Source organism: Clostridium sp. MSJ-8 (genome assembly GCF_018918325.1).
Lineage (GTDB): Bacteria > Bacillota > Clostridia > Clostridiales > Clostridiaceae > Clostridium.
The window spans coordinates 1-17094 of sequence record NZ_JAHLQH010000047.1 but is presented as its reverse complement, the minus strand read 5'-3'; the positions used below and the strand labels follow the sequence as shown (position 1 = coordinate 17094).

Here is a 17094-nt window from a genome sequence, read left to right as displayed (position 1 = left end):
TTTAACTAAGCTTGATTTATGAATACTTTCTTGAAACTTACAATAGCTTCTTCTAACGTACTCTTTATTTCATTTGTTAATACTTTTTCAGTTAAGATCTTCTTACTTAAATCTCTGTAATGTGTATCAATATATTCCAAGAATTCTTTTTGGAATAATTTAATTTTTGAGACCTCTATATCTGATAGGAAGTCATTTACAGCACAATATAACATAATGATTTGTTCTTCAACAGGCATTGGATTATATTGATCTTGCTTTAATATCTCAAGTAATCTCTTACCTTTTTCAAGTCTCTTAGCTGAATCATTATCTAGGTCTGATCCGAATTGAGCAAATGCAGCTAATTCTCTATACTGAGCAAGTTCCAATCTTAAAGTACCAGATACTTGTTTCATTGCTTTTATCTGAGCATTACCACCAACTCTGGATACTGATATACCTGCATTAACTGCTGGTCTTTGTCCTGAGTAGAATAAATCAGATTCAAGGAATATCTGTCCATCTGTTATAGATATAACATTTGTTGGTATATATGCAGTAATATCTCCTGCTAATGTTTCTATTATAGGTAAAGCTGTTAATGAACCGCCACCCTTTTCTTCAGATAATTTTGCTGCTCTTTCTAGTAATCTAGAATGGATATAGAATACATCTCCAGGATATGCTTCTCTGCCTGGTGGTCTTCTAAGCAATAGTGACATTGTTCTATAAGCTACTGCATGCTTAGATAAATCATCGTATATAATCAATACATCTTTACCTTTATTCATGAAGTATTCACCCATACTACAACCTGCATATGGTGCTAAGTATTGTAATGGTGCACTTTCTGATGCTGTAGAGCTTACTATTAATGTATAATCCATTGCTCCCATTTCAGTTAATGTATTATATATATTTGCAACTGTTGATTGCTTTTGTCCTATTGCAACATAAATACATATTACATCTTTATCTTTTTGATTGATTATTGTATCTATTGCAATTGCTGTCTTACCTGTTTGTCTATCTCCTATGATTAACTCTCTTTGGCCTTTACCAATAGGAATCATAGAATCTATTGCTTTAATACCAGTTTGTAAAGGTTCATTTACTGAACTTCTTTCTAGTATTGTAGGTGCTGGTACTTCTATAGGTCTAGTTTCTGTAGTATTTATAGGACCTTTACCATCAATTTCTTCACCTAATGAATTAACTACTCTTCCGATTAATGCTTCTCCAACTGGAACTTCAACTATCTTGTTACTTCTCTTAACTACGTCTCCTTCTTTTATGCCTTCTTCTGAGCCTAACAAAACGCATCCTACATTATCTTGTTCAAGGTTTAATGCCATTCCATAAACGCCATTAGGGAATTCTAGTAATTCACCTTCCATACAATCATCTAGTCCATAAACTCTTGCAATTCCATCTCCGACTTGGACTATTGTACCAGAATCTACTGTTTTTATATGTTTTTCATATTTTTCAATTTCTTTTTTTATAATTGAAGTTATTTCTTCTGGCTTAATATTCATGAATTCACCTCTAATCTCTCTTAAGCATTAAGTCCTTTAGTTCATCTAACTTTGACTTAACAGTTCCATCTATAACATCATTACCAACTCTAACATAAACTCCACCTAAAACACTTTTATCAACTTTTGTTGAAATAATTATCTTCTTGTTGTATTTTTTTTCAAGCTTATCTTTAAGTTCTTGTAACTCATCTTCTAGCATAGGAACTGCAGTTACTACTTTTGCTTTTAGGGTATTATTTTTTTCGAGATGTATCTTTTCCATCTCATTTAACTTTTCTCTAAGGAAAAGTATTCTGTCTTTTTCTATTAATATTAGTAAAAACGATAATAAATCTTCATCAATCTTACCTTTAAATATATTAATAAATGTCTGTTTCTTTTTCTTAGTACTAATTTGAGGATGTTTAATTACCTCATAAAAGTCCTTGTTATTATCTATAAGATCACATATTTCTCTTAGATCTTTTAAATATTCGTCTACTTTATTTTTTTCTTCTGCTACTTTATAGAGAGCCATTGCATATCTTCTATCTAAATACTCATACATAATTAACTACCTACCTTAGTAATAAAATCACTAATTAACTCTCTTTGTGTATCATCTTGAGTTTTTTCTTCTAGTGCTTTTACTGATAAATCAATAGCCAAATTAATAGCTTCTTTCTTGATTTCGTATTCAGCTTTTTCTTTTTCTCTCTCAATTTCAACTTTTGCTCTTTCAACAATAGCTTGAGCTTCTTTATTAGCTTCTGCTATTATCTCATCGTAGACTTTGTTAGCTTTTTCTTTTTTCTTTTCTACTATTTTTTTGCCTTCGCTTCTTGATTTACTAAGAACTCTTTCATTTTCAACCAAGTATAATCTAGCTTTTTCAGAATTTTCTTCTGCTTCAGCTAATTGATCTTCTATATATTCTTCTCTTTCTTGTATTGTTTTACCAATCTTATCCCAAAAGAAGTGTTTTAAAATTAAAACTAATATAAAGAAGTTAATTATTGTCATAATAACTATTGAAAAATCTATATTCACTTATAATCATTCCTCCCTTCGGAGTTCTATTTATATTTTTTTATTATGCTGTAAATATTAATAATATTGCTACTATTAAACCATAGATAGCTGTTGCTTCTGAAAGACCAGCTCCTAAAATTAATGCACTTTGAATTTTACCTGCAGCTTCTGGTTGTCTTGCAATAGATTCAGTTGCCTTACCTGTTGCAATTCCTATTCCTATACCTGCTCCTAAACCTGTTAATACAGCAATACCTGCTCCTATTAATGATAAATCCATTGTAATTCCTCCTTAAAAATTATTACTTTTAATGATGCTCTACAGTCATCTTCATATTAATTATTGTTAACATTGTGAAAACTAACATTTGTATTGCCCCATCGAATATATCGAAGTAAGCATGTGCTACAATAGGTAATCCTATACTTGCAAAAACAGCTATCTTGCATAATGCCTTGTATATTAATCCTATAAGCAATGACCCTGCAAACATATTACCATAAAGTCTTAGTGCAAGTGATACAGGTAATACCACTCTTTCCATTATGTTAATAGGTAACATTAACACATAAGGCTGACCATATGCTTTTAGGTATCCTATAGCTCCATTTTTCCTCAATGCTGTTATATTAATAACTAAAAATGAAGTCAATGCTAAACCAAAGGTAACACTTAAATTTGATGTTGCTGGTTCAACTCCAACCAATCCTGAAAAGTTTAAACAAATCAAATATACTACTATCGTTCCTACATATGGAATAAATTCTGTATAGCTTTCTCCAATATTATTAGTAACTAATCCTTCAACATATTTATATAGAGACTCTAAAACCACCTGTCTTTTCGACGGCACTCTTTTTAGATTTCTCGTAAGCAAACAAGCTATTATGAAGAGCATCAATATAATAACCCATTGTACTATTATATCTCTCGTAATGTTAACTACAAAAGATCCTATATTGAAAGATAAAATAGGTGAAGCTACTTCCAAATTCAAGCACTTCCTTTCTTGTTCGTTGCATTTATAATCATATTAAGATAATGCGTTAATAATCCTAAAACATATGCAAGTACTAATGTTTTTTCTTTTGCAAAAGGTATAATTATAATTGCTATTACTATTATCTTAAAAAAAGTAATAACACAAAGTTTAAACTTTTTATCTAATAATCTAGTAACACATATGTAACTTATTATGTAATTAAGTAAGCCTATTAGCACACCACTTAAATATAATATTGCAACTTTATAAGATACTATAAATAAACAAACCAGAAAGATTATTATTGAACTAACAATGTCTAATAAAATTAGTCCATTGAATTCTTTCTTCATACATAATCTCCTTTCTATTTTGTTCACTTTTTAATTATTATATTCTCCTTGAAAATTATATGGAAACATCATTTTCTATTAAATTTATCTATTTTTTTTGATTTTTTCTTATTAAGTTAAATTTGCCTTTATTTTCTTATTCTACTTCGTAATAACTCTTTTTTTCTATCTTTATACATAAGACAGTAATAGTCAAATCATTAGTTAGAATTTTCAGAAAACTTCAAATTTCAACATTTTTTTCTGATAACATTTTCACTAGTTATTTTTTTCACAAAAATTTTTCAGAAACTATTTTCATATCAACTTTAATGCATTGTTGTAAATATAGTATTAAATACCATCAAACATAATAATGACGAACGGTCATTAATTTAATGCATTATTTTTTCATTTATTTTTCACTTTATTGATTAATTTTCTTCAATTATTCCTTGAATTGTAGGAGATAAACTATATATTTTGCTGTATATCTCTCTTTTCCTCTCTGCAGTCGCAATAGTAGGTATATAATCATTTTTATAATTTACAGAAGAAATAGTAGTTGGTATTATTTTATATGTTTTATCAACAACATTGTTTCCATCAATAGAAAAATGAGTCTGCAATATAAATGTATCTTTATCCATAGGATTATTATTTCCTCCAAAACAAAAATTACCTAGAGAATAAGCAATTATAGTATTATTATAATACTCAATAGTTTGTATAACATGAGGGTGTGATCCTAATACTAAATCAGCACCACAATCAACTGCATATCTACCAATTTCAACTTGAGTTGCATCAGGATAACTCTGGCTCTCTTGCCCCCAATGAAAATATGGAATAACAATTATACAACCTGCATTTCTTAATTCTTGTATATCACTTGATATTTTATTCTTAAGTTCATCTGTAACATACCATGCAGAATATCCTAATAATCCTATCTTAACTCCCTTAATCTCTCTTATGATCTTGTATCCATTTCCACAGTAATCAATAGCGTTCTCTGATAGGACTTGTATTGTATCATTAAATCCTTGTTCTCCATAATCATATATATGATTATTATCTACTGTTACACCTTCTATAGATCCTTCCTTTAATATATTCACATATGACTTATCACCCTTAAAGTTATAAAATACATTGCCTTGCTTATATGCCTTCTCATCTGAATCAGTAAAAGTTGTTTCTAGATTAACAAAAGTATAATCATCTTGATTAAATACATCATATACATTCTTCATAAAAGTCTTATAATCATATCCATATAATTGAACAGCTTCTGTGAAACTACCACTATAAGAAAATTTAGTGTCTGTTCCTAATGTAAAATCACCAGCTGCTGATATTATAAAGTCTATTTTTTCTTCATTATCTTCAGATTCTGTATTCTGTTTTTCTTTAGGTTCTTCTATTTCAATATTATTATCCTTATCTTCTGTAATAACTTTATCTGCATTATTACCTTTAACATCAATATTCCTATATAGTATTACCAATAATATAATTATTATTCCTATAATACTTATAAATATAATTTTTCTTTTTTGTGTTTGTTTTTTTCTCTCTAATCTTTTTCTTCTACTAACCATATTATGTTCTCTCTTTATCCTTTATAATACACATTAAATATTGTATTTTTATATTTTCTTTTTATTAATAATTTTATAGTCTTTTCCCTAAAAATGTTTATAACTCACTTATAACAACTAGTAAACATAACAAAATTTAAACAACCTATTATTATATATCAACATATTCATGGAAAAGACTATAAATACTAAAAAAATCGTAAAGGCAATTATGAATCTTTAGATTTTGATTACCATTATTAAAAGAAAAAGCTCTTGCATATTAAATACAAGAGCTTTTTTAAAATTAGAAGAATCTATAAACTACATTCTCTCAACGATTAATGCAGTTCCCATTCCTCCACCTATACATAAAGTTGCTAAACCAGTCTTAGCATCTCTCTTCTTCATTTCATATAATAAAGTAGTTAATATTCTAGCACCTGAAGCTCCAACTGGATGTCCTATTGCAATAGCTCCACCATTAACATTTACTTTGCTCATATCAAACTTAAGATCTCTTGCAACTGCAATACTTTGAGCAGCAAAAGCTTCGTTTGCTTCGATTAAATCTAAATCGTCAACTGTTAAGTTAGCTCTTTCTAATGCTTTCTTTGTAGCATGGAAAGGACCATATCCCATTATAGCTGGATCTAATCCCTTACTTCCGTAAGAAACTATTTTAGCTAATGGCTTAACTCCTAATTCTTTAGCTTTTTCAGCACTCATAACAACAAATGCTGCAGCTCCATCATTGATACCTGATGCATTACCAGCTGTTACTGTACCATCTTTTATAAAACAAGGTTTTAATTTAGCTAAAGTTTGTTCTGTTGTACCAAATCTAGGATCTTCATCAGTATCAAATACTATTGGATCTCCCTTTCTTTGAGGAACCATTACTGGAACTATTTCGTCCTTAAATCTTCCTTCTTTAATTGCTTTTTCTGCTTTTTGTTGAGATGCAGCAGCAAATTTATCTTGATCTTCTCTTGTAATATTCCATTGCTTTGCTATATTTTCAGCAGTAACACCCATGTGATAGTTGTTAAATGCATCCCATAAAGCATCGTTTATCATACAGTCAATTGTTGGAGTAGCGTTCATTTTATGTCCCCATCTCATATCTTTTAATGCATATGGAGCTTGAGACATGTTTTCCATACCACCAGCAATAACTACATCAGCATCTCCAGCTTTTATCATTTGAGCTGCTAATGCAACTGTTCTTAATCCTGATCCACATACCTTATTTATTGTCATAGCTGGAACTTCTTCAGGTAAACCTGCTTTTATTGTAGCTTGTCTAGCTGGATTTTGTCCTAAACCTGCTTGAATAACGTTACCCATAACAACTTCTTCAACAACTTCTGGTTTGATTCCTGCTCTATTTATAGCTTCTTTAATTACTGTAGCACCTAAATCTACAGCTGATACTCCTTTTAGTGTTCCACCAAAAGATCCAATAGCAGTTCTTACTGCACTTGCAATAACTACTTCTTTCATTAACTTACCTCCTAATATTTCACAAACAAATATACTTGTTAATATCTTAACATAATGTAATTATACCATTTTCACCCTATATTTCAAGAGAGTTTTGTTAAAAAAAAAACAAAGTCTTGTTAATTAATATTTATTTATAAAGTCTACTATTTTAATACCACGTAATTTTTATACTTTCTTTTATGAAAAAAGTATCCTAAACTAAAGATACTAGTTTAAGATACTCTTGTAATTTTCATTACTTAGTTCCAAAAAGTCTATCTCCTGCATCTCCAAGACCTGGTACTATATAACCTTTTTCGTTTAATTTCTCATCTATTGATGCAACATATATATCTACATCATCATGAGCTTCTTGAAGTGCTTTTATACCTTCAGGAGATGCTATAAGGCACATCATTCTCAGCTTAGTTGCACCTCTCTTTTTTAGTGCTTCTATTGCATCAATAGCAGAACCACCTGTTGCAAGCATCGGATCAACAACAATAACTTCTCTTTCAGATATATCTTTTGGAAGTTTACAGAAATACTCTACTGGCTTTAATGTTTCCTCATCTCTATACATTCCAATATGTCCTATTTTAGCAGCTGGTATTAGATTCATTATACCTTCAACCATACCTAAACCTGCTCTAAGAATAGGAACTACTGCTACCTTCTTACCAGCAATCATCTTACACTTAGTAGTGCATATTGGTGTCTTTACATCTACTTCTTCCATTTCAAAATTTCTAGTTGCTTCATATGCCATAAGCATAGCTACTTCACTTACTAGTTCTCTAAATTCTTTTGAACCTGTAGCTTCATTTCTTATATAAGCTAACTTATGTAGTACTAGTGGATGATTAATTTCCATTACTTTACTCATTACTTTATTCCTCCGAGTCTTCTACTTACTGTATTTTTCTTCTATTGCAGTAATTTTGTTAATTCTTCTTATATGTCTATCCCCTTGGAATTCTGAAGTTAAAAATGTCTTTACTATATCTAACGCAAGTCCTGGTCCAACTACTCTTTGACCCATTGCTAATATATTAGCATCATTATGTTCTCTAGTTGCATGAGCACTAAATGTATCTGAACATAAAGCAGCTCTTATTCCTGGCACTTTATTTGCTGCTATACTTATTCCTATTCCTGTACCACAGATTAATATTCCATAAGTATATTCCTTAGCAGCTACAGCTTCTGCTACTTTAAGCGAGTAATCTGCATAATCACATGATTCCTCTGAGTATGTTCCAAAATCTTTAACTTCATATCCGTTTTCTTTTAAAAATGTTATTATTTCATTTTTAAGTTGAAAACCACCATGATCACAGCCAATTGCTATTTTCATAATTAATTTCCTCCTATACATTTATTATATTATATCCAGCAGCCTTCTTCAGTCTGTTCATTACAGCTATTCCCACACCCACTTCTTCAAACGCTTCTGATAATATTATATCTACACCTCTATCATCTAAAGTTCTAAGCGATTCAAATAAATTCTGTGCAATCTCTTCTAATGAACTTCCTATATCAATTACTTCCCCTTCTTTATACAAAGAAAAATTACTGCTACTAGCAAGAATACCTACCTTTTTTCCTTGGCATATATAATTGTGTATCATTTCATTAATTTTTTCAATAGTTTTTTTATTATCACCATTTATTATTTTTACTGGTGCCTTTGGTGCATAATGTCTATACTTCATTCCTGGTGCTTTTGGTTTTAAATCTTTACTTGGTTTCTGTAATATTGCTTTATCAATTTCAATTCTTGGATCAATTTCCTTAAGCATCTCTAAAGTTATTCCACCTGGCCTTAGAATAACAGCAGGCTCTACTGTACAGTCTAATATAGTTGATTCAACTCCAACAATACTCTTAGGTCCTCCTAATATATAATCAACTCTTCCATCTAAATCTTCCACGCACCTTTCAACATCTGTTGGGCTAGGTCTACCACTTATATTAGCTGATGGAGCTGCAATAGGTACAGCTGACATTTTTATTAATTCTCTAGCAATTTTATCACTTGGCATCCTTATTCCTATACTCTTTAGTCCAGCACTTGTTACATTAGGAATTATATCTTTTTTATTTAGTATTATTGTTATTGGTCCTGGCCAAAATCTATCTATTACTTTTTGTGCTAATGGTGTTACTTCCATTACTATGTTACTAATGTCTTTATCTGCCACATGCACTATAAGCGGATTGTCTTGTGGTCTCCCTTTTGCTTCAAAAATTTTTTTTACTGCTTCTTCATTTAATGCATTAGCACCTAATCCATATACTGTTTCTGTTGGAAATGCTACTATACCGCCTTTTTTAATAATATTAGCAGCCTCATTAATATATTTATTATCTTCTTGTAGATTCTTTATAATTCTAACCTTTGTATTCAATGTAAATGTCACATCCTTTTAAACTAAAGTCTGACCTCTTGCTATCTTTATATTTTCAATACACTGATCAGTATAGACAGCCTTAACACAATTTTTGTATATTGTATCTAATAACATGTATTTCTTAAGTCCACCCCTCTTCACTTGTTGAAAATATATAATCCTACCTGGATTATCTCTCCTAACCTTCAGATAATCTTCCTCCACACTTGGAATTCTCTTAAGTAAACTTTTACCTACTAACTTTAATCTTTTGTTTTTAAAATTTACAGTTGTAAATATATATATTTCTATATCATCTTCCATCTTTTCTGTATGTACTAACACTACTTTATCACAAAAAATCAAATTTTCCTTTGAAAATAACCCACTTGTTATTTTCAATCTATTATTATTACAGGAATATCGTATTTTAGTTGCATTTCTTTTACTAATTACTGCAAGAACAATCATTAATTCTATTATAAACAAAAAGATCACATAAAATGCAGTATACATATTAGTCATATACACAGATAAAGGTAAAAGAACAAAAAGTGTTCCCATACTGATATAGAATCTTTTTAAGAATTTTCCTTCTTTTTTTAGTGCTTTAAAAATATTCATAATACCCCCATACATTGTATAAAGCCCTACATTATAATCAATGCAGGACTTTATTAGAGATTATACTTCTAAATTTCCCATTTGTTTCATCTTTTCTGCTTGTTCTGCTGTTATCAATGCATTTATAACTTCATCAATATCTCCATCTAAGAATGATTCCAACTTATATAGAGTAAGTCCAATTCTATGATCTGTTACTCTTCCTTGTGGATAATTATAAGTTCTTATTCTTTCACTTCTGTCACCAGTACCTACTTGGCTTCTTCTATCTTCTGCTATTCCTGCATTTCTTTCAGCTTCAGCCTTTTCATATAATCTTGCTCTTAATACCTTTAATGCTTTTTCTTTATTCTTAAGTTGTGATTTTTCATCTTGACATGAAACAACTATTCCTGTTGGAAGGTGAGTCATTCTAACTGCTGAATCTGTAGTATTTACACATTGACCACCGTTTCCTGATGCTCTAAATACATCTATCTTTAAGTCTTTTTCATTTATCTCTATTTCAACATCATCTACTTCTGGTAAAACAGCTACAGTTGCTGTAGAAGTATGAATTCTACCACTTGATTCTGTATCCGGAACTCTCTGTACTCTATGTACTCCACTTTCATATTTTAACTTAGAATATGCTCCATGACCTTTTATCATAAATACAACTTCTTTGAAACCTCCAATATCAGTTTCATTTAAACTCATTATTTCTACAGACCATCTATTTTTTTCTGCATATCTTGTATACATTCTAAATAAGTTGTAAGCAAATAATGCTGCTTCTTCTCCACCAGCACCACCTCTTATTTCAACAAATACATTCTTATCATCATTAGGATCTTTTGGTAACAATAAAATCTGAATATGCTTTTCTAGTTCTTCTTGTCTCTTAGTTAAAGAAGATATATCTTCCTGTAACATTTCTCTCATATCTCTATCAGATTCTTCTTGTAACATTTCTTTATTATCTTCTAAATCTTGTATAACTTTTTTGTATTCTTTATATGCATTAACTATAACTTCTAAATCAGCATGTTCCTTACATAACTTTCTCCATTCATTTTGATTCGCCATAACAGCTGGATCACTAATCTTTACAGAAAGTTCGTCATATTTATTTTCAGTAAAAGCTAACTTTTCTAACAACATGTCTATTTATCACTCCTATATTTTCATATTTAAATATTATAGCATAATCTGTTAACTTTTATCAAGGAATGAGCTTTCCTATAACAACTCTATCTAATGACGCTAAATCCTTATATACCTTTACCTCAGTATATCCATTAGATTTCATAAGTTCACTTACTCCTTCACCTTGATCATAGCCTATCTCAAATGCTAGATATCCTGATTCAATTAATATATTCTTACTCTGATTAATTATCTTCTTATAAAAATCTAATCCATCTTCACCACCATCTAATGCTACCTTAGGTTCATAATCCTTAACATCTTCCATAAGTGTATCTATTTCTTCACTCTTAATATAAGGTGGATTAGATACCAATATATTATATTTCTTGTTTAAGTTTATCACTTCTTCTAACAAGTCACTCTTAATAAATTCTACTCTATCTTGAAGATTATTCTTCGCAATATTAGACTTGGCTACTTCTTCTGGAATGTCATAATAATCTATAAGATCTACTGTTATATTATGCCTGTAATGTGCTAATGATATACCTATTGCACCAGTTCCAGTACATAAATCACACACCTTCATGTCTGATTCATCTGGTATAAGCTTAAGAACTTCTTCTACTAAAACTTCTGTATCACTTCTAGGAATAAGTACACCTTCCTTAACATTAAAATCAAGTCCCATAAAATCACATTCACCTAATATATATTTTATAGGCATTTTATTTTTTCTCTTTTCTAGCAATTCTTGATATTCATGTTTGTACTCTGTATCTATTTTTTCATCTTTGTTAGTTAATAGATATAATTTATCTTTATTTATTACCTTACACAATAGCAATTGACTATCTAATCTAGCAGTATCTATACCATCTAATGTTTCAACACCTAAATTAATAAGTTCTTGTATAGTCATCTTTTTTTCTATTCCTTCTGCTGCCATAAGTGATTCTATAGCTACTTCTATCTGACTGTCATCTGGTTCTCTTGTAGTTAAATATTGTAACTTCAATCCTGGAGCTGCAATTATCTTTGCTAGCTTATTATCACTTCTTCCAAGCCATTTAATTATTTCATAACTAATTCCTGATATAACTGGAATTAATACTACTCTTAATAATAACCTCTGCCAAAATGCTCCCCATCCTGTAAATGCCATAACAATAATACTTATAAACATTATTAAAAACAAAAAATTTGTTCCACATCTAGGATGTAATCTAGATTGTTTTCTTACATTCTCAACTGTTAATTCTTCTTCGTTCTCATAGCAAAATATAGTTTTATGTTCAGCTCCATGATATTGAAAGACCCTATATATATCCTTCATAAAAGCTATAAGCCACATATATAATATAAGTATAAGTATTCTAAGAATTGCTTCTATTAAATTAAGTATTATTGTCGATTCAGTTATATGTTTAAATAAATTTGCAATTATAGTTGGAATACCTACAAATATACCTATTGATAATGCAAATGATATTAGCATTGTTATAGTAATTAAAATATCATTAGTCTTTCCATTAAACTTTTCATTTAACCACTTTTCTAGCTTGGTTGGTTCTTCTTCTTCATCTTCAAATAGTGATGCTGAATAATTAAGAGCATTTATACCTATCTTCATTGAATCAATAAAAGCAAATACTCCTCTTAATAAAGGAATATTAAGCTTTGGATATCTTTTGCTAAATGGTTCAGTGTCTTCAAATCTTACAACTATTTCTCCATCATCTTTTCTTACCGCTGTTGCAACACCTTCAGAGCCTCTCATCATAACTCCTTCAATAACAGCCTGACCGCCTACATCTCCTCTTGACATACTTTCCCTACTTTCCTTATTTTTTATATTTATGATTTAAATAACCTTATACTTCATCTACAAGTATACAACTTATTTTGTTATTTTTTGATACTTTTTTATATTTTGATAAATATTAAAACTAGAATCCACTATAATATCAGCTTTTCTTTCAACACCCAATCTAAAAATTATATATTCTCCACCTTTTTTGTCTACGTTAGGTTTTAAAATCAATACATGCATCCCTCGTTCTTCATAATTATAAGCAACTTCTATAAGATGTGTTGTCTTCCCTGAATTCATAGCTCCATACCTAAAAATATAACTTACTCATTCACTCTATTTTCTCCTTATTTTATACTACGATTATAGCATTATAACTAATAATCAAAAAGTACTTTTTATATTGCCATTTTATTGACTTTAATATCATAATGTGATATACTAAACGAGTTGTTTAAGTCAACAATTTGCAAAAATCGAAAGAGGTGAAATAAATGAGACAAGGCATACATCCAGAATACAACCACGAAGCTGTAGTTAAGTGTGCATGTGGAAATACTTTTACAACTGGTTCAGTTAAAGATGAACTTAAAGTAGAAATATGCTCTAAATGCCACCCATTCTTCACTGGTAAGCAAAAAATCGTTGATATCGGCGGAAGAGTTGATAAGTTCAATAAGAGATTCAATCTTAACCAAAAGTAGTCAACTTATGAGAAAGGTTTTTAACCTTTCTCATTTTTTATTCAATTTAATATAAAAAAAATTAAGTTAGCGTTTAAAATGTTGTACTGTTTAAACTTTAGTAAGTTTACAACATTTAGCTACCTTAATTTTTTTATACTTATCTATTAGTTTGTTTCTTTTGGAATACACCTATAAATTCTTTATTAGATTTTGTTTTTGATAATGTATTAATTAAATTTTCAGTTATAGCCTCTATGTTACCATCCTTATACATATTCTTTCTTATCATATACGCAACTTCTCTCTCATCAGGTTCTAATAGTAAATCTTCTTTTCTTGTACCTGATTTATATATATCTATAGCAGGGAATATTCGTCTTTCTTGAAGTTTTCTATCTAAATGAACTTCCATATTTCCTGTACCCTTAAATTCTTCAAATATCATATCATCCATTCTAGAACCTGTATCTACAAGTGCAGTAGCAAGTATAGTTAAACTACCACCATTTTCAATATTTCTAGCTGCTCCAAAGAATTTTTTAGGCATAATAAGTGCACTTGGATCAAGTCCACCTGATAATGTTCTACCTGATGGAGTAACTGTTAAATTATATGCTCTTGATAATCTTGTTAAACTATCTAATAATATTACAACATCCTTGCCTTGTTCTACTATTCTTTTTGCTCTTTCTAAAACAATTTCAGATACCTTTGCATGATTTTGAGGTTCTTCATCAAATGTAGAATATATAACTTCTCCTTCAATACTTCTCTGCATATCTGTTACTTCTTCTGGACGTTCATCTATCAACAATACAATAAGGACCATTTCAGGATGATTCTTAGATATACTTTGAGCAATTTTTTTAAGCAAAGTTGTTTTCCCCGCTTTAGGAGGTGCAACAATTATTCCTCTTTGACCTTTTCCTATAGGACATATTATATCCATAAGTCTTGATGATAAGTCATTGCTTCTATCTGTTTCCAATCTTATTCTTTCTTCTGGGTATATTGGGATGAGACTTTCAAAAGCTTTTCGTCCTTTTGCTTTTTCTGGAGATTCTCCATTTACTTGACTAACATATATAAGTGCTTTAAATTTTTCTCCTTCCTTAGCTTCTCTTACTTTTCCTACTATCTCATCTCCAGTTTTAAGATTAAATCTTCTTATCTGTGAAGGCGAAACATATACATCCTCACTACTTGTAAGATAATTCTTACATCTCAAGAATCCAAAACTATTATTTTCTAATATCTCTAATATTCCTTTTACTGAAGTATCTGTTTCATCTATCATTTCCTTCAATTGAGCTTTTTTTTCTTCTGTCTTTATGTCATGATTTCTATTTCTTCTAGAATTCTCTTTAGGTGCTATCTTTTCTTGTAATAATACTCCATCCTTATTAAAACTCTTTTGACTATTTGCCATTATTTCATCTATTAATTCACTTTTTTTGTATTTATACAAATTCTTTATTCCTAATCCTGTAGCTATTTCTTTTAATTTAGCTAAAGTCATATTACTATATTCTTCTCTTGTCACCAAAAGGCACCTCCAAATTTTTATAATAATTTTGCAACCTGTTATGGGAAAACATAGATTGTAGAATTGATTTTTAGAATTGAATATATTTATTATATATATTTTTCATAACTAAAACAACTGTTATTTCTATTCATCTATAACTATAATTAATAATTTAACAAATGCTCGAAATCTTTTTCATAATAATAAGCTTCATATGAATCTTAAATTCTCATATTGAAGCTTATTATAAATTTCTATATTCTCTATACTCCTAAAGTACAAATATAATTTTTATTATTTCACTTTAATATCCATTACTAATTCAGTAGGTAATGCTTTTTGTCCTGCAACAGCCATATCATAGCATATAATTAGTTTACCACCATTTTCATCTACATTTATATCTACCTTCTCTGTTACAATTGTTAATTCTAACATACCATATGGGGTATTATATAGTGATACAGTTGGATCTTTTTCTGTAAAAATCATTTTTGTTTCTGTAGTTCCTATTCTTTCTAGTACCACTTCATCATTTTTTATTGTTAGTATAGTAGTTGTTCCTTCCATACCAGATAATTCTGTTTCCTCATACTTAATTCTATAAAGATCTTTTTTTATTTCAAATTCACCTGGTGAAATTACTTCAATCTTATCTCCGTCTGATATACTTGCATTACTTACAATAGTAATAACTGCCTCTTTTTTCATAAATTAATCCCCTATTTCTTTTCTTGAATTAAATACTTGTTTATCACTTCATCATTTGCTGGTTTAATTGCTTCAGTTTTGTTAAAGTTAGTTCCATTTTGTCCATATTTAACAACTACTTCATCTGAATCTTTTCCCTTGCTATATCTTGCAACTATCTCACATATTAACTTAATATCATCTTTGTTAAATTCTCCATGAACTATACCCATTGCACCTATATGGCTTTTTGGTAAAAATACTGTATCATTCGATGTTAAAAGGCCTTTAATAGCTTCTCCTTCTTCTCCTGTTCTAGATACTATTACTCTTGTACCATTATCAGTTCTAAAATGTCTTCCATATCTTAATAATTGTAATTCTTCTTCATCTATATTTTCATTAACATCTAATGCTTCTTTTAATCTAACAGAATAATTAGGTTCTGTTAATCTACATCCACCTGCTGGTGATGGATAATCTTTTATGTTATATTTTTCAGCTAATTCCATTTGAACTTTTCTACTTCTACCAGATATGTTAAGTAACTTATTTCTATCTACAAGTCCATTAAGTTCCATTTCTGTAGGTTGTAAATTAAGAGCACATAAAGGTCTTAATATCTTATCTGAATATCCTGATTCTTTTTTAACTAAGTTTAATGCACTCTTATTTTGAGACATAGGTCTTTGGTTAAGTACTTCTCCAGTAATAATAAAATCAGCATCGAATTTTTCTAATAAATGCCCTGCATAATTCATCATCATAGCATGACAATCTACACATGGATTCATATTCTTTCCTCTACCATGTTTTGGATTTTTAACCATTTCAAAATGTTCTTTTGAGAAATCTACAACTTCTAATCTTACACCAATCTGTTCTGCCATTCTAACTGCATTCTTTTCATTAAAGAAATAAGATCTAAAACATAATCCTATTACTTCTATTCCCTGTTCCTTTATTATCTTAGCAGCTAAAACACTATCTAAACCACCTGACATCATTGCTAATGCTCTAGTCATAATCAAACTCCTCCATATTATAAATAATATCTATATATTATGATTTTTATTCACATTTATCAAGAGGAAAATAGTTCTTTTATTATTTCAATTATTTTAAAATCATATTCTATTTCCTCATCACTTAGCTGTTCATCTAATTTTTTCTTTGTTTCCTCTTCACGGAAGTTTGACACTTTCTTAAAACAAAAATGCCCGCAAGCCTTGATATAGGCTTATTTTTTTGTCAATTTTCAAAATTTAATATTGCGTGATATTGCGTGGCGTGGTATAATATAAGG

General features: G+C 29.5%; 18 protein-coding genes and 1 pseudogene. 1 reads left to right on the top strand and 18 read right to left on the bottom strand.

What is annotated here, in order from left to right; all coding sequences use genetic code 11:
- Positions 1-5: 5 nt before the first annotated feature.
- The 15 genes and pseudogenes from atpA to KQI77_RS10415 all read right to left on the bottom strand — a co-directional run.
- Complete coding sequence (gene atpA / locus KQI77_RS10485) at positions 6-1520, bottom strand: F0F1 ATP synthase subunit alpha (protein ID WP_216390381.1); 1515 nt, start codon at positions 1518-1520, stop codon at positions 6-8.
- Between the two features lie 10 nt (positions 1521-1530).
- Complete coding sequence (locus KQI77_RS10480; RefSeq protein WP_216390380.1) at positions 1531-2070, bottom strand: F0F1 ATP synthase subunit delta; 540 nt, start codon at positions 2068-2070, stop codon at positions 1531-1533.
- A gap of 2 nt (positions 2071-2072) precedes the next feature.
- A complete protein-coding gene (locus tag KQI77_RS10475) occupies positions 2073-2552 on the bottom strand; it encodes a F0F1 ATP synthase subunit B (RefSeq protein ID WP_216390379.1) in 480 nt (159 codons plus the stop codon).
- A gap of 43 nt (positions 2553-2595) precedes the next feature.
- A complete protein-coding gene (atpE, locus tag KQI77_RS10470) occupies positions 2596-2814 on the bottom strand; it encodes an ATP synthase F0 subunit C (protein ID WP_216390378.1) in 219 nt (72 codons plus the stop codon).
- Positions 2815-2842: 28 nt separating this feature from the next.
- Positions 2843-3526, bottom strand: coding sequence for a F0F1 ATP synthase subunit A (locus KQI77_RS10465; protein WP_216390377.1), 684 nt, complete (start codon positions 3524-3526; stop codon positions 2843-2845).
- Positions 3527-3528: 2 nt separating this feature from the next.
- Positions 3529-3870, bottom strand: coding sequence for a hypothetical protein (locus tag KQI77_RS10460; protein ID WP_216390376.1), 342 nt, complete (start codon positions 3868-3870; stop codon positions 3529-3531).
- Positions 3871-4283: 413 nt separating this feature from the next.
- On the bottom strand, positions 4284-5453 hold the full coding sequence (locus tag KQI77_RS10455; protein ID WP_216390375.1) for a CapA family protein: 1170 nt from the start codon (positions 5451-5453) through the stop codon (positions 4284-4286).
- Between the two features lie 303 nt (positions 5454-5756).
- Positions 5757-6938, bottom strand: coding sequence for an acetyl-CoA C-acetyltransferase (locus KQI77_RS10450; protein ID WP_216390374.1), 1182 nt, complete (start codon positions 6936-6938; stop codon positions 5757-5759).
- A gap of 238 nt (positions 6939-7176) precedes the next feature.
- Complete coding sequence (gene upp, locus KQI77_RS10445; RefSeq protein WP_216390373.1) at positions 7177-7806, bottom strand: uracil phosphoribosyltransferase; 630 nt, start codon at positions 7804-7806, stop codon at positions 7177-7179.
- 21 nt (positions 7807-7827) lie between these two features.
- Positions 7828-8277, bottom strand: coding sequence for a ribose 5-phosphate isomerase B (gene rpiB / locus KQI77_RS10440; RefSeq protein WP_216390372.1), 450 nt, complete (start codon positions 8275-8277; stop codon positions 7828-7830).
- 13 nt (positions 8278-8290) lie between these two features.
- Entirely contained in the window at positions 8291-9334 is a 1044-nt protein-coding gene (locus KQI77_RS10435; protein WP_216390371.1) for an L-threonylcarbamoyladenylate synthase, read from the bottom strand.
- A gap of 18 nt (positions 9335-9352) precedes the next feature.
- A complete protein-coding gene (locus tag KQI77_RS10430) occupies positions 9353-9940 on the bottom strand; it encodes a hypothetical protein (RefSeq protein ID WP_216390370.1) in 588 nt (195 codons plus the stop codon).
- A 60-nt stretch (positions 9941-10000) separates the two neighbouring features.
- The gene (prfA, locus tag KQI77_RS10425; protein WP_216390369.1) at positions 10001-11083 is read right to left on the bottom strand and encodes a peptide chain release factor 1; all 1083 of its coding nucleotides are present in this window, start codon (positions 11081-11083) and stop codon (positions 10001-10003) included.
- A gap of 61 nt (positions 11084-11144) precedes the next feature.
- On the bottom strand, positions 11145-12899 hold the full coding sequence (gene prmC, locus KQI77_RS10420) for a peptide chain release factor N(5)-glutamine methyltransferase (RefSeq protein ID WP_216390368.1): 1755 nt from the start codon (positions 12897-12899) through the stop codon (positions 11145-11147).
- Between the two features lie 49 nt (positions 12900-12948).
- Positions 12949-13215, bottom strand: a pseudogene (locus KQI77_RS10415) (thymidine kinase); the annotation flags it as partial.
- A gap of 163 nt (positions 13216-13378) precedes the next feature.
- On the opposite strand from KQI77_RS10415, the gene rpmE reads away from it, so the two are divergent.
- Entirely contained in the window at positions 13379-13588 is a 210-nt protein-coding gene (rpmE, locus tag KQI77_RS10410; RefSeq protein ID WP_216390367.1) for a 50S ribosomal protein L31, read from the top strand.
- A gap of 139 nt (positions 13589-13727) precedes the next feature.
- On the opposite strand, the gene rho is transcribed toward rpmE, so the two are convergent.
- The 3 genes from rho to KQI77_RS10395 form a co-directional block, all read right to left on the bottom strand.
- Positions 13728-15113 (bottom strand): transcription termination factor Rho, encoded by a 1386-nt coding sequence (gene rho / locus KQI77_RS10405; protein ID WP_216390366.1) that lies wholly within the window; start codon positions 15111-15113, stop codon positions 13728-13730.
- A gap of 279 nt (positions 15114-15392) precedes the next feature.
- Complete coding sequence (locus KQI77_RS10400; protein ID WP_216390365.1) at positions 15393-15809, bottom strand: DUF1934 domain-containing protein; 417 nt, start codon at positions 15807-15809, stop codon at positions 15393-15395.
- Between the two features lie 11 nt (positions 15810-15820).
- Complete coding sequence (locus KQI77_RS10395) at positions 15821-16813, bottom strand: tRNA 4-thiouridine(8) synthase ThiI (protein ID WP_216390364.1); 993 nt, start codon at positions 16811-16813, stop codon at positions 15821-15823.
- Positions 16814-17094 lie beyond the last annotated feature (281 nt).

Excerpts from the sequence above, each read along its gene's own strand:
- prfA (WP_216390369.1), bottom strand. The coding sequence starts at position 11,083 with ATGTTGTTAGAAAAGTTAGCTTTTACTGAAAATAAATATGACGAACTT.
- KQI77_RS10460 (WP_216390376.1), bottom strand. The coding sequence starts at position 3,870 with ATGAAGAAAGAATTCAATGGACTAATTTTATTAGACATTGTTAGTTCA.
- prmC (WP_216390368.1), bottom strand. The coding sequence starts at position 12,899 with ATGTCAAGAGGAGATGTAGGCGGTCAGGCTGTTATTGAAGGAGTTATG.
- rpmE (WP_216390367.1), top strand. The coding sequence starts at position 13,379 with ATGAGACAAGGCATACATCCAGAATACAACCACGAAGCTGTAGTTAAG.
- atpA (WP_216390381.1), bottom strand. The coding sequence starts at position 1,520 with ATGAATATTAAGCCAGAAGAAATAACTTCAATTATAAAAAAAGAAATT.
- KQI77_RS10430 (WP_216390370.1), bottom strand. The coding sequence starts at position 9,940 with ATGAATATTTTTAAAGCACTAAAAAAAGAAGGAAAATTCTTAAAAAGA.
- rpiB (WP_216390372.1), bottom strand. The coding sequence starts at position 8,277 with ATGAAAATAGCAATTGGCTGTGATCATGGTGGTTTTCAACTTAAAAAT.
- KQI77_RS10400 (WP_216390365.1), bottom strand. The coding sequence starts at position 15,809 with ATGAAAAAAGAGGCAGTTATTACTATTGTAAGTAATGCAAGTATATCA.
- KQI77_RS10480 (WP_216390380.1), bottom strand. The coding sequence starts at position 2,070 with ATGTATGAGTATTTAGATAGAAGATATGCAATGGCTCTCTATAAAGTA.
- atpE (WP_216390378.1), bottom strand. The coding sequence starts at position 2,814 with ATGGATTTATCATTAATAGGAGCAGGTATTGCTGTATTAACAGGTTTA.
- KQI77_RS10395 (WP_216390364.1), bottom strand. The coding sequence starts at position 16,813 with ATGACTAGAGCATTAGCAATGATGTCAGGTGGTTTAGATAGTGTTTTA.
- KQI77_RS10455 (WP_216390375.1), bottom strand. The coding sequence starts at position 5,453 with ATGGTTAGTAGAAGAAAAAGATTAGAGAGAAAAAAACAAACACAAAAA.
- upp (WP_216390373.1), bottom strand. The coding sequence starts at position 7,806 with ATGAGTAAAGTAATGGAAATTAATCATCCACTAGTACTACATAAGTTA.
- KQI77_RS10450 (WP_216390374.1), bottom strand. The coding sequence starts at position 6,938 with ATGAAAGAAGTAGTTATTGCAAGTGCAGTAAGAACTGCTATTGGATCT.